General features: G+C 74.6%; 10 protein-coding genes. 3 read left to right on the top strand and 7 right to left on the bottom strand.

Annotation, left to right across the window (positions count from 1 at the left end):
• Positions 1-10 precede the first annotated feature (10 nt).
• The 6 genes from EMA09_RS26605 to EMA09_RS26580 form a co-directional block, all read right to left on the bottom strand.
• Positions 11-1,300: a TRAP transporter large permease subunit gene (locus EMA09_RS26605; protein ID WP_129843499.1), complete on the bottom strand. Its 1,290-nt coding sequence runs from the start codon at positions 1,298-1,300 to the stop codon at positions 11-13.
• Between the two features lie 7 nt (positions 1,301-1,307).
• Positions 1,308-1,937: a hypothetical protein gene (locus EMA09_RS26600; protein ID WP_129843498.1), complete on the bottom strand. Its 630-nt coding sequence runs from the start codon at positions 1,935-1,937 to the stop codon at positions 1,308-1,310.
• The gene (locus EMA09_RS26595) at positions 1,934-4,087 is read right to left on the bottom strand and encodes a hydantoinase/oxoprolinase family protein (RefSeq protein ID WP_129843497.1); all 2,154 of its coding nucleotides are present in this window, start codon (positions 4,085-4,087) and stop codon (positions 1,934-1,936) included. Before EMA09_RS26595 ends, EMA09_RS26600 begins: the two co-directional genes overlap by 4 nt.
• A gap of 124 nt (positions 4,088-4,211) precedes the next feature.
• On the bottom strand, positions 4,212-5,867 hold the full coding sequence (locus EMA09_RS26590) for an FAD-dependent oxidoreductase (protein ID WP_129843496.1): 1,656 nt from the start codon (positions 5,865-5,867) through the stop codon (positions 4,212-4,214).
• A 35-nt stretch (positions 5,868-5,902) separates the two neighbouring features.
• A complete protein-coding gene (locus EMA09_RS26585) occupies positions 5,903-6,964 on the bottom strand; it encodes a LacI family DNA-binding transcriptional regulator (RefSeq protein WP_240796584.1) in 1,062 nt (353 codons plus the stop codon).
• 192 nt (positions 6,965-7,156) lie between these two features.
• A complete protein-coding gene (locus EMA09_RS26580; RefSeq protein WP_129843495.1) occupies positions 7,157-7,609 on the bottom strand; it encodes an SRPBCC domain-containing protein in 453 nt (150 codons plus the stop codon).
• 371 nt (positions 7,610-7,980) lie between these two features.
• Here EMA09_RS26580 and EMA09_RS26575 point away from each other — a divergent pair, with 371 nt between their 5' ends.
• Entirely contained in the window at positions 7,981-9,792 is a 1,812-nt protein-coding gene (locus tag EMA09_RS26575; protein WP_129843494.1) for an ABC transporter ATP-binding protein, read from the top strand.
• Between the two features lie 35 nt (positions 9,793-9,827).
• On the opposite strand, the gene EMA09_RS26570 is transcribed toward EMA09_RS26575, so the two are convergent.
• Complete coding sequence (locus EMA09_RS26570) at positions 9,828-10,715, bottom strand: helix-turn-helix domain-containing protein (RefSeq protein ID WP_129843493.1); 888 nt, start codon at positions 10,713-10,715, stop codon at positions 9,828-9,830.
• A 77-nt stretch (positions 10,716-10,792) separates the two neighbouring features.
• On the opposite strand from EMA09_RS26570, the gene EMA09_RS26565 reads away from it, so the two are divergent.
• Positions 10,793-11,650 carry an alpha/beta fold hydrolase gene (locus tag EMA09_RS26565; RefSeq protein ID WP_129843492.1) on the top strand — a complete coding sequence of 286 codons (858 nt, stop codon included), beginning with the start codon at positions 10,793-10,795 and terminating at the stop codon, positions 11,648-11,650.
• A 157-nt stretch (positions 11,651-11,807) separates the two neighbouring features.
• Complete coding sequence (locus tag EMA09_RS26560) at positions 11,808-12,854, top strand: zinc-binding dehydrogenase (RefSeq protein ID WP_129843491.1); 1,047 nt, start codon at positions 11,808-11,810, stop codon at positions 12,852-12,854.
• Positions 12,855-12,858 lie beyond the last annotated feature (4 nt).

Here is a 12,858-nt window from a genome sequence, read left to right as displayed (position 1 = left end):
GCGGAGTGCGTCAGACGTACAGGGACGCCGTCACGATCAGACCGCCGAGCGCCACGCCCCACACGTACGGCAGGGTGCGCACCATGACCTGCTGCGGTTTCACGCCCGAGTACTGGGCGCTCCACACCGTCTGGGTGCTCGTAGGGTCGGCGACGCCGAACACCTGGTTGTAGGACGCCATGAGACCGAGGACGGCGACGGCCGGGTAGATGCCGGTCGCGATCAGCACGCCCGCGATGCCGGCGCCGAGGCCGTACACGTTGAGCGGTCCCCGGTACAGGCACAGCGGCACCAGGGCGGCGAAGACGATCACGAACAGCACCGGGTTCTGCGGGCTGACGTTCTTCACCAGCGGCTCCAGCGTCTCTATCGAGCCGGGCAGCGAGACGGCGGCGAGCAGGACGCCGATGGCGACGAACAGGGTGATCGGCGCGGCGGCCACGTCGAACGCCGAGTAGAGCGTGCGCAGGAGCCGCTTGTTCATGTCCCGGGGCCGCGTGGTCGTGACCAGCGCGAACAGCACGCCCGCCAGCAGCGAGGGGATGATGGGCACGTCGAGGACGAGCGCCAGGACCAGCGGCACGAGCGGGGTGAACAGCGCGTACCACGGGGCGTCGCCCAGGCGCTCGCGGCGCGACGGGCGCCGGTCCGCCGCGGCGTCGGCCGAGCGCAGCGACCAGGCGTGCTCCACGCCCCGGCGGCGCGTCTCCACCAGCACGAACAGCACGGCGAACGCGGCGGCGAACGGGAAGAGCTTCAGCATGAACGACCGCACGGTGTCCACCGGCAGGTCGAGCGCCGTGGAGAAGAACTGCCACACCGGCAGCTCGAACGGCATGCCCGCCGCGATGCCCATCAGGATGGTGCCGGCGGCGGTCACCTTCGGCACGCCGACCGCGATCATCGCGGGGATGCCGATGATGCCGGCGAGCATGGCCGCCGGCGCCGAGCCGGTGACCGTGCCGATGAGCGCGGAGACCACCAGGACGCCGAGGGCGACCAGCGTCGGCCGGTCACCGCCGAACTCGACGATCTTGCGCACCAGTGTGCCGGCGATGCCGGTCTCGTCCAGCAGCCGGCCGAGCCACGACCCCAGCAGGATCGCGATCATGGTGGCGGCGAGTTTCCCGGCGCCCTCCTGGAGCACCGTGTCCAGCACGCTGTTCTCGCCCGACAGCGGCGCACCGGCGACCAGGGCGATGACGACGCCCAGGATCACCAGGGCGAAGGCCGTGGGCAGCTTGCCGGTGAGCATCAGCACGACGCCCGCCAGCATGATCAGCAGAATGACGATTCCCATGGCGCCCTCAGCTCTCCCGTCCGGGACGTGCCGCGCGGGCCAGCGCGGCGGTCAGCAACAGCGGACTGCGGCCGAGCCCGCACACGGCGCGGGCGTAGCCGTGGGCGGCGAGCTCGTCGGCCCCCGCCACGTGTCCGTACCAGCGGTGGCGGCCGAGCCGCAGCACCGTGTGTCCGAGGCGGCGGCGCAGCTCCCGCTTGGCCGTCCCCTCGTGCAGCAGCCGGTGGGCGTCCTCGTGGGCGAGCGCCACCCGCCGCACCGAGCCGGCCGGGAACCACTCCCGCCAGCCCAGCAGCCCCGTCAGCTCCTCGGCCCGTTCCACGGCGTCGGTGTACAGCTCGATCACCGGCGCGGGGCGGGAGCGGTACCGGGCCAGCAGGAGGACGTCCGGGTCGAGGCCGCCCGTCAGCTCCGTGACGGTGCTCCCGGCGCCCGGCTCCCGCCGGGGTCCGGACCGGGCCGCCGCGAGCTGCGCGCCGAACGCCTCGGCCTCCGTGGCCCAGCGGCGCAGCAGGTCCGCGTCGCGGTGCTCGTTGGTCGGTGTCCCGGCCAGCAGCCTGCGGCCGAACTCGGCGTCGTCCAGGGCGGCGAGGTCAGCCGCCGCCCGCAGGGCCTCCCGTGTCGCCGTGGCGTTCATGACCGGGTCTCCACGACGGCGATGACCGGCTCGTCGCCCGACCTGGACCGGAGTTCGCCGCGGGCCAGCGCGAGCAGCGGCTGGGCGTCGAGGACTCCGGAGAAGTCGGCGATCCGCGAGCCGAGCAGCAGGCGTACGGCCGGGGCGCGCACGCCGCCGTCACCGTAGCTGGTGCCCTCGGTCACGAGGCGGGCCAGCAGCTCCGGCGCCTCGGCGACGGTGCCGGTCACGACCCGGGCGTCGCGCGAGTGCAGCCGCACCACGCCGTCGGCGTCCACCACGCGCACGGGGTGCAGCGTCCTGCGGAAGCGGCGGCGGGAGGTGGCGCCGTACACGGTGTGGGCCGGGGTGCGGCCCAGGACGGCCACCTCGCCGGGGTCGGTGCGCAGGCTGGCCGCCGCCGTCGCGAGCCGCTCGGCGTCGTCGGCGCGGTGGGCGCGGTCCTGGGTGCGCAGTTCGGTGGCGCCGGTGGCCACCGCCCGGACGGTGTTGGTCTGCGGATCGACGGTCACCTCGACCTCGACGCCGCCGGCCGCCGCACCCTGGGCGACCACGGCGCGCTCCGCCTCGTTGCGCACTCCGAGGATCTGCTCCTGGGTGGCGCCGGGGATGATGCGCTCGATCTGCTCGCGGACCAGCGCGAGGGCCACGCCGATGGGGCTGATCACCTCGGCGTGCTCGGCGATGGCGCCCGGCAGGCCGGTCGTCGCGGCCAGGTGCGGGGTCACGGACGCCGCTCCCCCGCCGCCGCCCACCAGCCGGACCGCGTCCCGGTCGAGGCGGTAGTCGCGGATCATCGCGTCCACGACCTCCTGGACCTGGCGCACGCCCGCGTCCAGCACGGCGCGCGCCGCGCCGGCGACGTCGGTGCCGAGGGCGTCGGCCAGCGGCCGCAGGGCCGCCCTGGCCGTCTCCTGGTCGGAGCGGGCGAAGTCGCCCTCGCCGACGAGGCCGAGGGCGTTCGCCGCGCAGGTCATGGTGATCGCGAACCGGCCGCCCGCCGCGTCGAGCACCGCGTGGTCCGCCGGGTCGCCGGGGAGCGGCGACACGGTCGCGAGGCGGGCGTCCCGCAGGTCGTCAGGGGCGGCGAAGCAGGCGTACGGCAGCCCCGCGATGTGCGCGCTGCGCGGCCCGGCGGTCACCACCGCGCCGCCCGAGACCCGCACCATGGAGCCGCCGCCGACCCCGACCGTGCGCACGTCGAGCGCCGGGAGGTAGGAGGAGCGGCCGAGCAGCGTGGCGTGGCGCACGGCCACCTTGCCCCGGTGGATGACGCTGATGTCGGTCGAGGTGCCGCCGGTCTCCAGGAAGACGCCCTCGCTCACCCGCTCGCGCATCAGCGCGCCCGCCACGCCGGCCGCGGGACCCGACAGCACGGTCAGCAGCGGCCTGCGGCGCATCTCGTCCAGCGACATGACGCCGCCGTCGCAGCGCATCACCATCAGCGGCGCGGTGACGCCGGCCTTGACGATGCTCGCGTCCACGAGGTCGGCGGTGGCGAGCATGCGCGGCAGGATCGCCGCGTTCACCACGGCCGTGCGGGTCCGCTTGTTCAGCCCGTACAGGGACGTGATCCCGTGCGCCGCCGTCATCGGCAGACCGGCCTCGCGCGCGACGGCGAGCACCGCGTCCTCGCCCTCCGGCGCGTCCACGCTGAACGGCTCGGAGACCACGAGGACCTGCGCGCCCGCGTCCGTGACGGAGGCGACCGCGGACCGTACGGCCGCGGTGTCGAACGGGTCGGGCACGTGGGCGTAGTGCAGGGGCAGCCGGTGGTTCTCCGTCAGACGGAGCTTCCCGAGGGCGGCGAGACGCCTGGTCAGTGCCGCGCTCGGCCCGGTGCCGATGCCCAGCAGTCCGACGGGGGCGACATCGCCCTCCAGCAGGGCGTTGGTAGCTTGGGTGGTGCCGTGCGCCAGGAACGCCACATCGGCGGCGTCGTGGCCGGTCTCGGACAGCAGCCTCGCGAGCGCCGTCACGATGCCGTGCGCGACACCGTCCTCGTGGTGGTGGCTGGTGGGCACCTTGACCTGGCCGACGAGTTCCAGGGTCGCGGCGTCCACGGCCACGGCGTCGGTGAAGGTCCCGCCCACGTCGATGCCGACGCGGATGCGGTGGGTGGACGGATGAACGGGCCGGTCAGTGGTCATCGTCTGACACCTCCTTGTGTCGTCCCTTTCGGAAGAGATCGGCGACCCGGGCGGTACCGGGCGGGACAGGTGGAGCTGTCCCGCCCGGGTCTCCCGCCGGGCCGGTACGGGGCCGGCGGCGGGATCAGTAGCCGCGGACGTCGGGCCAGTGCCGCTGGACGCCCGCGCGGTCCAGCGAGCGGGTGAAGTCGGTGAGCCGCCCGTCCTTCTCGCGCACCTCGTGCGGGGCGACGCCCTCGGTGAGGCAGTGCGCCGCGAGCGCGCCCGCGACCTCGCCGATGTTCCACTCCACGGGGTGGAGGCGGTAGCAGCCGTTGGTGATGTGGGTGGTGCCGATGTTCTTGCCCGCGGGCAGCAGGTTGCGCACGCGGCGCGGCAGCAGGGCGCCCAGGGGGATCTCGAAGGGCACCGAACCGATGTCGATGTAGTTGTCGCCGGCGGTCGACGGGTGCAGGTCGATGCGGTAGCCGCCCACGCCGACGGAGTCGTCGTAGCGCGTGCCGCCGTAGGGGCCGACGAGGTCGATGGCCACGTCGTGCTCCGTCACGGTGGTGACGGCCTTGATGCGGCGCGCCTCGCGCACGTACGCGGACTTGGCGAGCCCGTCGGGCGTGCCCGTGACGTCGGGGCGGGGCCGCAGCCCCGGGAAGCCGGTGCCGCCGTCGGGCCGCGGCGCCTCGGTCTGGAGCCAGTACAGGACGGACAGCGAGAGCCGGCGCGCCCCGTCGATCGCCTCCTGCGCCGGCGCCGCCTCCGTGCCGACGAGGGGCTTCAGCCAGTAGTCGTTCAGCGGCCAGTTCACCAGCGTGATGTCCGAGTCGAACGCGCCGGGCCGGTGCATCCCGCGGGCCAGGATGCGGCGGAAGCCCCACAGCTCCTTGTCGCCCGCGTCGGCGCTCTGGTCGGCGGCGACGGCCAGGGGGTCGGTGGCCGGGTTCGGCTCGAAGGTGCGGACCACGGGCTCCAGGGTGCGCGGGTCGGGGGCGTTGAAGCCGAGGAGCGGGCCGGGCCAGAAGTCCGGACGGTACGAGCGCCAGAAGCCGTAGTCGGCCGGCCGGTCGATCGTGTGGTCCTCGCCCTCGTGGTGCGAGAGGGCGAAGCAGACGGTGATGCCCTGCTGGTTGTCGGGCTGCGCGGTGTCGGGGGCGTGCGGCTCGTCGAACTCGGCGCGGGCCTCGGCGCCCAGCGCGTGTTCGACGCCCGCGAGCGCGAGCAGCTCACCGGTCTCGGTCGCGTCCAGGACGTAGGGCGCCGTGACGGTGTGCGGCCGTCCGTCCGGGCCTGCGAGGGTGACCGCGCGCACCGAGTCGCCGTCGCTCTCGGCCGCGACCGGCCGGTGCCCGGTCAGCACGGTGAGCCGCCCCGCGGCGCGGTGCGGGGCGAGCATGCCCTCCAGCACGGCGAGCGCGACGCGCGGCTCGTGGCACAGCTTGCTCACCCGGCCGGCGCCCGGGTTCAGGTCCGTGAGGCCGAGGGCCTCGGCACGCAGCGGGTACCACGTGCGGTAGTAGGCGCGGATGTTCTCGCGCAGCTCCCGGTAGGAGGCCGTGGTGCCGAACTGTTCGACCCAGGGGTGCTCGTCCGGCGGCACCGCCTGGGCGGTGAGCTGGCCGCCGATCCAGTCGGTCTCCTCGGTCAGCACGGCGCGGCGCCCGGCGCGGCAGACGGCGAGGGCGGCGGCCACTCCGCCGAGCCCGCCGCCGACGATCAGGACGTCGGTGGCGCTCTCGGACCCTGTCGCGCCCGGGGCGGGTGCGGTGGGGGCGGTGGTGGGGGACATGCGGGGGTACTCCTCGGTGTGGTGCGTCATCGGTCTCAGTGGCGCGGTGGTGCGGAGGCCGGCGGACCCGCCGTCGTGCCGGGGCGGAAGTGGCAGGCCACCAGCTCGCCGGAGCGCGTCTCCCCGGCCAGCAGGTCGGTCAGCAGGCGGACGGCTGCGGCGCCCAGCTCCGCGCGGGGGATGTCGAAGCCGGTGGGGGACGCCTCGCCGGCCAGGTCGGGGGGCGGCGAGCCGAGCAGCGCGAGCGACACGTCGCCCGGCACGCTGAGCCCGGTGCCGGCGACGGCGGCGCGCAGGGCGCGCCAGATGTCGTGGGTGTCGGTCTCCTCGGTGACGAAGGCGGTGACCCCCTCGTCGAGCCTGGCGCGCAGCCAGGCGGGCGTCAGCTCCCCCGCGGGGTCGGTGAGCCGTACGACCTCGCCCGCCGCGGTGCCGTCCAGGCCGGCGCGGAAGCCGCGCTCGCGGTCGGTGGACGCCGGGGCGTCGTCGTCCTCGCGCACCAGCACGATCCGGCGGTGGCCGAGGGCGGCCAGGTGCCGGACGACCTCGGCGCTTGCGGCGACGTAGTCGGCGCCGACCCAGGCCAGGTCCTCGGGCTCGTCGCGCCGCCCGAGGTGGACGAGCGGGAAGCCGTCGTCCAGGAGCCGGCGCAGCTCCCCGGCGGGCACATGACGGCCCAGGAGGAGGCAGCCGTCGGCGAGCCTGACCCGCTGCAGGGCGCCGGGCGCGCCGGCGCCGGCGCCGCCGGTGCTCGACCCGGTGAACAGCACCAGGTCGTAGCCCCTGGCCGCGGCCTCGCGCTCGACGCCCACCAGGAAGGGGTAGTACGAGTGCGCGAGATCGGTGGGGAAGGTCGCGGTGAAGCTGAAGACGCCGAGCAGGTCGTTGCGGGCGGCGGCGAGCCGCCGGGCGGCCGGGTCGGGCACGTAGCCGAGCGAGCGCGCCGCGTCCAGGACCCGCTGCCGGGTCGCCTCCTGGATGACGATGCCCTGCTTGTTCCCGCCGAGCACCAGCGAGACGGTCGTCTGCGAGACGCCGGCCAGCCGCGCCACCTCGGCCTGCCGGGGGCGTCCTCGCCTGCGTACGTTGTCGGCCACGTCGCACCTCTCGCTACTAATGCGCATTAGTCGCGGGCCACAGCGCCACTCGGTCGTACTAATGCGGATTAGCCGCTACTGTGACGCCGCTGCGGTCGCCATGTCAAGAGGGTCCTCGCCGGCGGAAAACGAACGCCGGCCCTCCGACGACGAGTGCGCGTCGGGGGCCGGCGGCGGGGCTGCGGTGCGGGATCAGTCCTCGGACGCCCCGGCGAGGAAGGCGGTCAGGCCGTCGAGGAGCATGGTGCTGCCCTGCTCGGCCATGTCGCGCTCCTCGGCCGTGTCGCAGGTCTGGCTCAGCGTCGCCTCCGTGCGGCCGCCGTCGAGTGCGGCGAGGTCCAGGACCATGGTGGCGGGCTCGGCCCTGCCCGGCACGTCCATGCCGGTCACCAGCCGGCGGTCCGTCTCGACCTCGATGTAGGAGCCGGTCAGGGGGAACTGCTGCCCGTCGGGGGTGACCATCGTCGCCTTCCACGCGCCGCCCGGCCGGACGTCCATCTCGACGGTGCCCTCCGCCGCGCCCGTCCACCGGGCGTACTGGTCGGCGGTCGTCCACGCACGCCACACCGCCGCCACCGGCACGTCGAGCGTCCGGGTCAGCGTGTAGGTGAAACCGTCCGCCGCGGTCTCCTGCTCAGCGCTCATGTCAAGTCTCCATTCATGTCCCCGGGCTGGGCCGTCATCAGTAGGACACGCCCAACCGCCTTGATTCATCGGTGCGTTGGGAAGTTTCTACACGCGGGCACTGACAATCGGCCCGGGCTGGGCGCGGCCGCCGGGAAAACGCTTGGACTGCGCCGGTGCCGCCACGGGAGACTGGCCGTTCCACGGACCGTGTTACGTACCCGACGCGCCGCCAGGACCCGCTCTTCGGCTCCGGCGGCCCCCCGCCCCCGGCCGACGTCCCGGGCGCGGCACTCGCAGAGACCGACACTCACCGCGGCCGGCCGGTGAGCCGCACGCCCACCCCCGCGGGAGGCGCGCGGCGGGCTGCCGCACGACCACACAGGGGTGGGATGGGAACGCCTGAGTCGCACCAAGGTCCGCCGCAGAAGGGGACCGTGCTGCTGGCCCTTCGGCACTACATGCGCCAGTTGACCCGGCTGCGGCGGTTCGCCCTGCCCGGGATGCTGCTCCCCGCGCTGGGGAACATCTGCATCGACTACATCGCGCCGCTGATCGTCGCGAAGCTCGTCGGCCACATCGCCGGTGACGCCGACGCCTCCGCCGGCTCGGCGCTGCCCTACGTCCTCGGGTTCGCCGCCACCCTGCTGCTCGCGGAGACGCTGTGGCGCGTCGGCCTCCACTGCCTGAACCGCCTCGACGCCCTCGGCATCGAGAACCTGTACGTGATCGGCATGGACGAACTGTTCGCCAAGGACGCCACGTTCTTCCACGACAACTTCGCCGGGGCGCTGACCAAACGGGTACTGAGCTTCGCGTCACGGTTCGAGCAGTTCATCGACACCCTGGCGTTCTCGGTCGTCGCCCGCCTCGTTCCGCTGGCGTTCGGGTCGGTGGTGCTGTGGCAGTACGAGCCGCTGCTCGTCGCCGGGCTCCTCACCGTGATCGCGGTGACGGTGCTGTGCGTGACGCCGCTCATCCGGCGCCGCCAGGCGCTCGTCTCCGCGCGCGAGGAGGCGATCGCCCGCCTGTCCGGGCACGTGGCCGACAGCCTGATGCACATGGAGACGATCCGGGCGTTCGCCGCCGAGGAGCGCGAGGCCCGGGAGCACCGGCGGCGCGCCGCCGAGGCGCGGCGGCTGCAACTGCGGTCGTGGGACTACGGCAACCTCCGCATCGACACGCTGGTCGCCCCGATGTCGGTCCTGACCAACACGCTGGGCCTGCTGCTCGTGATCTCGCTCGGCGGCGGCCTCGACGTGGAGGCGCTGGTCGTCACGTTCACCTACTACACCAACGCGACCCGCATCATGTTCGAGTTCAACCAGACCTACCGGCACCTGGAGAACTCGATGACGGAGGCCGCCCAGTTCACCGGGCTGCTGCTGACACCGCCGACCGTGCTCGACCCGCCGTCGCCCGAGCCGCTGGCGTCCCGGGCTGGAGGCATCCGCTTCAAGGGCGTCACCTTCACCCACTCGGGGACGGAACCGCTGTTCGACGGCCTCGACCTGGAGGTGCCGAGCGGCTCGAAGGTCGGGCTCGTCGGCCGGTCCGGCGGCGGCAAGACGACGCTCACCCGGCTGCTGCTGCGGATGACGGACGTCGACGGCGGGCGCATCACGATCGGCGGGCAGGACATCAGCCGGATGAGCCAGGCGGACCTGCGCAGCCTGATCGCCTACGTGCCGCAGGAGCCGGCGATGTTCCACCGCACGCTGCGGGACAACATCGCGTTCGCCCGGCCGGGGGCGACCGACGAGGAGATCCGCCGCGCGGCCGACGCGGCGCACGTCACCCCGTTCGCCGACGCGCTGCCCGACGGCTTCGGCACGATGGTGGGCGAGCGCGGGGTGAAGCTGTCGGGCGGCCAGCGCCAGCGGGTGGCCCTCGCTCGCGCGATCCTGCGCGACGCGCCGATCCTGCTGCTGGACGAGGCGACCAGCGCGCTCGACTCCGAGAGCGAGATCCTCGTGCAGGAGGCGCTGTGGCGGCTCATGGAGCGGCGGACGGCGCTGGTCGTCGCGCACCGGCTGAGCACGGTCGCCGGAATGGACCGGCTGGTCGTCCTCGACCGCGGGCGGATCGTCGAACAGGGCACGCACAAGGAACTGCTCGCGGCCGACGGCGCCTACGCGAAGCTGTGGCGCCACCAGTCGGGCGGCTTCCTCGACGGGACGCCCGCCCCCTCGGCGGCGGACTGACCCGCGTCCGGCGCGCCCCCGTCGGGGCGCGCCGGTCAGCCGCGCGCGGTCCGGCCAGCGGGCGGACGGGCCGGTGTCCCCGCGGAGGCGGGGAACCCGCCGGGCCACGCGATGTCGTCGACGGCGAGGAACGGCTCGCCGGCCACGGCCGCGGGCGTCACCCCGGCGAACGCCACGACGTCCCGGTGCAGATGCGACTGGTCCGCGTAGCCCGCGTCGGCCGCGACACGGGCCGCGCCCTCCCCCGCGACCAGGCGGTGGACGGCGTGGTCGAAGCGGACCAGCCGCGCGGCGCGCTTGGGGGTCGGTCCGAGCTGCGTCCTGAAGCGGGACCACAGCCGCTTGCGGCTCCATCCGGCCCCGGCCGCGAGACTGTCGACCCTGACCCGGCCGCGGGCGGCGACGACACGGTGCCAGGCCCCGGCCACCTCCGGGTCCACCGGCGGCCCCGCCCCGTACCGGCGGGCGAGCAGCGTGTCCGCCAGGTCGAAGCGCTGCTGCCAGGACACGGCTTCCCCGAGCCGCTCCCGGACCCGTGCCGCCTCCCTGCCCCACAGGTCCTCCAGCGGTACGGTGGCGCCGTCGAGTTCGGCGGGGGACACACCCAGCACCGCGCGTGCGATGACCGGGGACAGACGCACCTGCACGCACGCGACGTTCTCCCCGCTCGCCCGGACCGCGCCACCGGACCCGAGCCCGGGCCCGGCGACCAGACTGTCCCGGTGCCGCCTCCCGCCGGCGTCGTCGAGGACGGGCGAGCCGTCGCCGAAGACCAGCAGGAGCGTCACCGCCGGGTGCGGCACCATGCGGAGCGCGTCCAGGCCCGGGGCGTGGAACCCGGCCATGGTGACACCGGCCATGCGGCTGGGCCGACGCGGGCGCGCGACGTCCCAGACAGCCGCGCCGTGCACGAACGATCGCACCGTCCCAGGCTACGCCCGCCGTGCGGGGGAACATTCGTCCAATACGGCGGCGGGTACCCGTGGGGACAGTGGGCCTCATGACTGATTCCGACAACGGGCCGCGCGTGGACGACGGCGCCGGGACCACCGCGAGTTCGTCGCTGCCGCTGGACGACGGCGACATCCACGTGCGCCAGGACGGACCGCGCGACGCCCCCGCGCTCCTGCTCATCCACGGGACGGCCTCATCGACCCGCTCCTGGGACCCGCTGGTCCCGCTGCTGACGGCGGCGCACCGTGTCATCCGGATCGACCTGCTCGGGCACGGCCGGTCGGCGAAACCCGCGGACCGCGGTTACGCCGTCCCCGACCAGGCGCGCCGGGCCGGCGCGGCACTGGACCGGCTCGGCGTCGGCCACGCCGTCGTCGTGGGGCACTCCAGCGGCGGCGTGGTCGCGACCGCCCTCGCCGAGGAGCGGCCCGGCCTGGTGACCGCGCTCGCGCTCGTCAACACCGGTCCCCACCTCGACGCCTTCATCGCGCCGCAGACGGGGGGAGACGGCCCGTCGCAGTGGCCGCCCACCGACGAGCAGCTCCGTGCGTTCGCGAGCACGGGGTTCAGCCGGGCGGGCTACCGGTTCCCGGACGAACTGCTGGATGACGTGCGCGCCATGACGCTCCACACGTTCACCGCGACGATGCGGGGCACCCTCGCCTATCTGACGGAGCGGGCACTGCCGGATCGGCTCGCGGTCCTCGGCAAGCCGCTGCTCGTGGTCTTCGGCGAGGACGACCGCAGATGGCGGGCGTCGTCCGCCGCCGACTACCGCGTCGTCCCCGGCGCGAGGGTCGAGCTGCTGCCCGGACTCGGCCACTCCCCCCTGCTGGAGGATCCGGTGCGGACCGCCGTCCCCCTGCTGGACTTCGCCGCGCTCCATACCGTGCGGGCGGGCTGACAGGGCGGGGGGCCGCGGCGTCCCTGCCCCGCGGCCCCCGCCACCCGGGCGCGCACCGCCGGGCGGTCCCGTGTGCCGTCCGGCGCCGGTGTTGAATGGAGGGATAAGCCGGACTCCTGGCGGGTCGCGGCAACAGGAGCGAAGGAACGTTTTTGTCATGAATGATGGAGAACGCTACGCGACGGTGAGCGGCCCCCGGCAGCTCCGGTGGGCCGAGGACGCCCCGGTGGACCTGCCGGCGCCCGACGGTGTCGTCGTGGACATCACGTACACCGGCATCTGCGGGACGGACGTCCACGGCTGGACGGACGGCCACATGCTGCCGCCCGCCGTCTTCGGCCACGAGTGGACCGGGACGATCCGCGCCGTCGGTGACGGGGTCACGGGGCTGGCGGTGGGCCAGCGGGTCGTCGGCGGGGTCGGCCCGGCGTGCGGACGGTGCCGTCAGTGCGTCGCCGGACACGCCCGCCAGTGCGACACCGTGTTCGCCGAGGCCAACGGCGTGGACGCGGCGGCGCCGGCGCACGGGGCGTTCGCCACGCGGGTGCGGGTGGCCGCGCGGCGGGTCCTGCCGGTGCCGGACGGGATCACCGACGTCGAGGCCGCGCTCGTGGAGCCGGCGACCGTCACCTTCCACGCCGTCCGCCGCGTCGGGATGGAGCTGGGCTCCGTCGCCGTCGTCCAGGGCGCGGGGCCGATCGGCCTGCTGACGGCCCAGCACGCGCGGAACGCCGGCGCCGGACGGATCATCGTCTCCGAGCCGTCGGAGGCGCGCAGGGCGGCGGCGCAGCGGCTCGGCTTCACCGACGTCGTGGCGCCGGACGGTCTGGCCCCGCTGCTCCAGGACGTCACCGGCGGGCTCGGCGCCGACGTGCTGTTCGAGTGCGCGGGCGTCGCGTCCCTGCTCCAGCCGTCCGCCGAACTCGTGCGGCGCGGCGGTGTCCTCGCGCTGCTCGGCTTCCCGCTCACCCCTTCCACCGTGAGCTACGGGGACTGGCAGAGCCGGGAGCTGACCGTCATCGGCTCGCTCGCCTACAACCACGAGGACTTCGTCGGGACGATGCGGGCCATCGCCCAGGGGCGCATCGACGTCGCCGCGCTGCACACCGGCACCATCGGCCTGTCGGACCTCGACGGCATGCTGGCGGAGCTGGACTCCGGCCGCAGCACGCACGCCAAGGTCCTGGTCGACCCGCGGGCCTGAGCAC

Origin of the sequence: Streptomyces sp. RFCAC02 (genome assembly GCF_004193175.1) — a bacterium.
Lineage (GTDB): Bacteria > Actinomycetota > Actinomycetes > Streptomycetales > Streptomycetaceae > Streptomyces.
Note: the sequence above shows the minus strand (reverse complement) of the source record. Positions and strands in the feature narration are given on the sequence as shown.

Bases quoted from the DNA above. Each gene is read 5' to 3' on its own strand.
- EMA09_RS26605 (WP_129843499.1), bottom strand. From the start codon at position 1,300: ATGGGAATCGTCATTCTGCTGATCATGCTGGCGGGCGTCGTGCTGATG.
- EMA09_RS26600 (WP_129843498.1), bottom strand. From the start codon at position 1,937: ATGAACGCCACGGCGACACGGGAGGCCCTGCGGGCGGCGGCTGACCTC.
- EMA09_RS26595 (WP_129843497.1), bottom strand. From the start codon at position 4,087: ATGACCACTGACCGGCCCGTTCATCCGTCCACCCACCGCATCCGCGTC.
- EMA09_RS26590 (WP_129843496.1), bottom strand. From the start codon at position 5,867: ATGTCCCCCACCACCGCCCCCACCGCACCCGCCCCGGGCGCGACAGGG.
- EMA09_RS26580 (WP_129843495.1), bottom strand. From the start codon at position 7,609: ATGAGCGCTGAGCAGGAGACCGCGGCGGACGGTTTCACCTACACGCTG.
- EMA09_RS26575 (WP_129843494.1), top strand. From the start codon at position 7,981: ATGGGAACGCCTGAGTCGCACCAAGGTCCGCCGCAGAAGGGGACCGTG.
- EMA09_RS26565 (WP_129843492.1), top strand. From the start codon at position 10,793: ATGACTGATTCCGACAACGGGCCGCGCGTGGACGACGGCGCCGGGACC.
- EMA09_RS26560 (WP_129843491.1), top strand. From the start codon at position 11,808: ATGAATGATGGAGAACGCTACGCGACGGTGAGCGGCCCCCGGCAGCTC.